Origin of the sequence: Streptosporangium sp. NPDC049644 (assembly GCF_040675205.1) — a bacterium.
In the GTDB taxonomy this organism is placed as follows: domain Bacteria; phylum Actinomycetota; class Actinomycetes; order Streptosporangiales; family Streptosporangiaceae; genus Streptosporangium; species Streptosporangium fukuiense.
The window spans coordinates 1-4357 of the sequence record NZ_JBFAOJ010000206.1; the positions used below are offsets into that span (position 1 = coordinate 1).

At 64.3% G+C, this 4357-nt stretch carries 5 protein-coding genes and 1 pseudogene; 4 read left to right on the forward strand and 2 right to left on the reverse strand.

Annotation, left to right across the window (positions count from 1 at the left end):
- The 3 genes and pseudogenes from AB0J58_RS44195 to AB0J58_RS44205 form a co-directional block, all read left to right on the forward strand.
- Positions 1–304, forward strand: a pseudogene (locus tag AB0J58_RS44195) (hypothetical protein); the annotation flags it as partial.
- A gap of 258 nt (positions 305–562) precedes the next feature.
- A complete protein-coding gene (locus AB0J58_RS44200; protein WP_364227655.1) occupies positions 563–1390 on the forward strand; it encodes a hypothetical protein in 828 nt (275 codons plus the stop codon).
- 284 nt (positions 1391–1674) lie between these two features.
- Positions 1675–1878: a hypothetical protein gene (locus AB0J58_RS44205; protein ID WP_364227658.1), complete on the forward strand. Its 204-nt coding sequence runs from the start codon at positions 1675–1677 to the stop codon at positions 1876–1878.
- A 150-nt stretch (positions 1879–2028) separates the two neighbouring features.
- On the opposite strand, the gene AB0J58_RS44210 is transcribed toward AB0J58_RS44205, so the two are convergent.
- Complete coding sequence (locus tag AB0J58_RS44210; protein ID WP_364227661.1) at positions 2029–2463, reverse strand: DUF6461 domain-containing protein; 435 nt, start codon at positions 2461–2463, stop codon at positions 2029–2031.
- A 538-nt stretch (positions 2464–3001) separates the two neighbouring features.
- Entirely contained in the window at positions 3002–3799 is a 798-nt protein-coding gene (locus AB0J58_RS44215; protein WP_364227664.1) for an MBL fold metallo-hydrolase, read from the reverse strand.
- A gap of 45 nt (positions 3800–3844) precedes the next feature.
- On the opposite strand from AB0J58_RS44215, the gene AB0J58_RS44220 reads away from it, so the two are divergent.
- Positions 3845–4282: a MerR family transcriptional regulator gene (locus tag AB0J58_RS44220; protein ID WP_364227667.1), complete on the forward strand. Its 438-nt coding sequence runs from the start codon at positions 3845–3847 to the stop codon at positions 4280–4282.
- The last annotated feature ends 75 nt before the right edge of the window (positions 4283–4357 follow it).

Here is a 4357-nt window from a genome sequence, read left to right on the forward strand (position 1 = left end):
GCCGATGCTGGACCGCCGGCAGAGGGGCGCCTTCGGCGGGTCCACCGCCGGACTGGACCTCGCCGAGCTGGCCGCCGCGGTGCGCGCGATCCTCGACCAGGGCACGGTGAGCAGGCCCGAGCTCGGCAGGGCGCTGGCCGAACGGTGGCCCGGACGCGACAGGAAGGATGCGGCGACGTTGGTCGTCAAGCTCTTCGAACCCCTGGCCGGACAGGACGAGGCCGCCGTGACCGAGGAGGGCCTCCGCCTGCTGCGCTTCGCGGCCGCAGACGCCGACGGGCGTCGGCGCAGATTAGCGGGATAGACGGAACATGCCTGTCAAAAACGGACGATGCGACCACCGGGCAATTGACGCTGATCGATGCTCCGACAGCACGATCATCGCCCATGGCACCTGCCGACCAATCAGGAAATAATGGACAATTTGCCCCTATTCTATACATTTCACAATCGGTCCCCGCCCGGCTACGGACGCCGCTATAACGCGACCAATTCTGAACACGAGGGCAACAATTTCCTTACCGGTGTCCGCCTGGGGTGATCGAGAGGCCACCCTGGAACCATGTCAAATGCGGCGGGAGAGCAGGAGCGAGCGCTCGGTTCACGGCAGCGGCGGGCAGTGTGGATCGCCGCGAGCGTGGCGTTGCTGGTCCTACTGGGAATGGGGCTGACCTGGATCTTGGTCGACCCACTCGATCTGCAGAAGGACATACTGGAAATGCTGAGCCAACGGGCCAGCGTGATCGGCACGTTCACGGGCGCGGGCGGACTGGTCGTCGCGATGCTGGCGTTGCGCGCGCAACTGCGGAGCCGACCCGTCGACGACGGCGCCTCCACCACGGGGACACCCGAGCCCGCCCGCGCCCCCCGACGTCGTACGGTCCTGCTGATCGCGGCCGTGTCGGCTGTCATGGTGACCACCCTGATCGTCCTCGTCGTCGTATCGGATGCGTCGGTTCGCTACGAGGCCGAGGACGGCCCTTGCAGCAATGCGTTGCGCCTTCACAATATCGACGGCGCATCGAACAACGCTTCGATGGGCCATTTGAACTTCCCGGACAGCTGGGTCGAAATCAAGGTGTACGCGCCCAGGACCGACACCTATAGAGTGAACGTGCGATATAGCGCCGCAGACGGCAACGCGCGGCAGTACGTGACGGTGAATGGCTCACGCCAGGGCAAACTGAATTATCCGACTACTCTCACCTGGACAAACTGGTCGCGCGCGTCGCTCGAGCTAAAGCTGAACCACAAATGGAACACGCTGCGATTCCAGCACGACCACGGATCGTTTGCGGCCGAGCTGGACTACGTCGAGGTAGTTGGCAGCGACCCGGTTCACGATATCCCCGCCGTCGAAGACTGCGTCCCGCCCGCGAAAATTGGGTGATCTTGATCGGGATCAGCTCCACCTGCGGTGGGCGGCGGATGAGCTCGCCAGAGATCCCCCGATCTCTCGCATACATGGCCACTGATCGTCAGCGACCGGCCACACCGGCCGGAGTTCCTCGTTCCTGCCCCGCTCGTCTCAGGGACATCCATCGACGACGGCCTTGCCGCGTTGCGCAGGACACCCGCATCTCAAGTGCGAATCAGCCTCCGGCATAGGTTCGGCGAAGCCCCCCCCGGCCGCGCTCGCTGTCAACGGACTGACGGAAGACGGGGAGCGCCGACATGGGCCACATCATCAAGACCAAGGCGGGCACCTACCGGGCGAACCGGCGTGACCAGGCCGACCGGCAACGCTCGAAGACCTTCGCCACCAAGAAGACCTTCGCCACCAAGCGGGAGGCGGCGGCCTTCCTCACCGAGATCAACAGCTCGCTCAACCGAAGAGCCTACGTCGACCCGAAGGGGAAACGACCTCATAGCCTCTGAACAGCAAAAAAGGCCCGGTTCCATGATCTGGAATCGGGCCTTTCGTCTTGTGGGGCGTTCACGAGTGTGGTTGAGCAGTGACGATGACGGCCTCACGAAGATCGCTTCCCAGGATGGTCGTGATCGTTTCCCAGCCGAGCACTCAGGGGTTCAGCGTGCCGCGTCGGGCATGCGGACCGCTATGTACGGATGTGGTTGCTCCAGCCACTCGCTGGTCAGCCTTGCTCCTGTGGTCTGGTCGATCACCGCGAGCATGGCGGCCTGCCAGTCGTAGCCCTCGCCGCGTTCCTCGAAGTCGACGAAGAAGTCCGTCATCGCCTGCAGTTCAGGCCATTGGCCGATACCGGCATAGTCGTCCGGGCGCCCGGGACAGAATGAGTCGATCGCCAGGACGAACTCGCCTCCGGCCGCGAAACTCAGCCTGTTGTGGAGGTTGACGTTCCACCAGGCGCTGTAGGCGCAGGCTCCCTGGCTGAGCCGCCGGAGCACGGCGGGCATTGATCCGAGGTAGCCGCCCTCCACGAGCATGGCGGCGGATCCGCACCAATCAGCGATCACGGGATTGTCGGTTTCGTAGGGGAGCATGACAGCTTTGGGCAGCGCCGGCTCATGGAGCTGGTGCGGCGCATCTCCGCTGAGCCGGGCGGCGAGCTGGTGCAAAGGGAGCGCTTGGCCACTGTCTGGGACCACTACGGTCCAGCACATGGCCACGTCGAGCCATGGCTGGCTATAGCGGAGTTGCCGGTAGTGCTGCACTCGGCTGCTGACCGGTCTTCACACATCGCTCCCTTGTTCGCCGGAAACGGATCTTTACGATCCTCACAGGGGCCGCATGCGACTGGTAGATCGTCGCGTCGTTGGTGAGGCCGTGGACAGATCTTGCAGTCCCGGGGTCATCGACGCCATTGCCGCCTACAGTGTGAAGTCGCAGCCAACTCACCCGGCTATGTCAACACGTCCACAAACCGCCCTCTCAAAACTCACCTACAAGCGCTGCCCGTTCAGACCGGCAGACCAGCAGCGAGGCGAGGGCGGCTCGCGTTGGTGTACCGCATCAAATTTTCTCGGGCCTCACTGGGGCATGTCCCGTGGATCTACTGCCGTGCTGCGCGTCAGCCCAGGGTCAACGGTAGCGGTCCAGCTCCCACGGATCGTGAGCACTGATGACCGAGACCTCATCGCCGTGGTCGCGGACGAGTTCGCGCAGTCGGGCCTGAGTGCCGAGCCGGAGGTCATGGTGGACTTCCGAACTGGTCTGCACGAGGTCGAGAAGGGGGTGCGGATGCGGATTTCTGTCGAGTTCCCGGTGGTAGTAGTAGGCGTCACCGCAGTGCAGGAGCCAGCGATCGCCTTCGCGCACGGCGACTCCGGTATGGCCGGCGGTATGACCGCCGAGTGGGACCAGCCGGATCTCCGGCGGCAGGCCCTTCGGCTGGACGGAGGTGAACCCGAACCATTCCTCGCCCGGCACGGGGGTGTAGGGGACCCACTTCGGGCCGTGTGCCCAGTGGGCCGGACGGTAGCGGAAGCTAGGCGCCTCGGTGGTCGCTGCTTCGAGTTCGGCGGCAAGGACATGGACCTGGGCATCTGGGAAGTCGGGTAGGCCACCGCAATGGTCTACGTCGAGGTGGGTCACGATGATGTGGCGTACATCGCCGGGAGAATATCCCAGCCGGGCGACTTGGCGAATGGCGGTCTCCTCCTCGGCCAGTACGGGTTGAGCCATCTCGACCCAGTCGGAGCCGAGGGTGTCGCCTGGGTTGCGGACGTCGTCGAGGCCCAGGCCGGTCTCGATGAGGACCAAGCCGTCAGAGTCGGTCTCGACCAGCAGGCAGTGATTGACGGCGTGCGCAGGAGCCGGGCCGTCGTAGGTGGCCTCGATCTGCCGTACGGACCCGCAGTTGAGGTGATGGATGTTCATGGCGGTTAGTCTGTGACTTGAAGCGCGGTTCAAGTCAAGGGGGATATGGTGGTCGAGTCGCTGCTGGACATCGCCGAAGTGGCCGAGCGTTCCGGGCTGGCGCCTTCGGCGCTGCGGTTCTATGAGAACAGAGGCCTCATCGCCTCGGCGGGTCGCAACGGCCTGCGCCGCGCCTATCGGCCCGACGTTCTCGAGCGCCTCGCACTCATCGCCTGCGCCCGCGGTGCCGGGTTCACGATCGCCGAGATCGCCAGGTTCCTGCTGGCCACACCCGACGACACCAAGCTGCGTGCACACATGGCGGAGAAGGCGTCGGCACTGGAGGAGGACATCGCCCGGCTCACTCGGATGCGCGACGGTCTCCACCATGCCTCGACGTGCATGCACGAACCGCTCGTAGAGTGTCCTGACTTCAAGCGCACATTCGAAAGCTCAGCTGATCATATGCGGTCTGGGACGCCGGACCCCTCCCTGCCAAACTAGACAGAGGTAACAAAAAGGTACATAACTCTGTATCGAGGGCGGGGAAGGAGACATCCCTTCGTGGGAGCACGACAA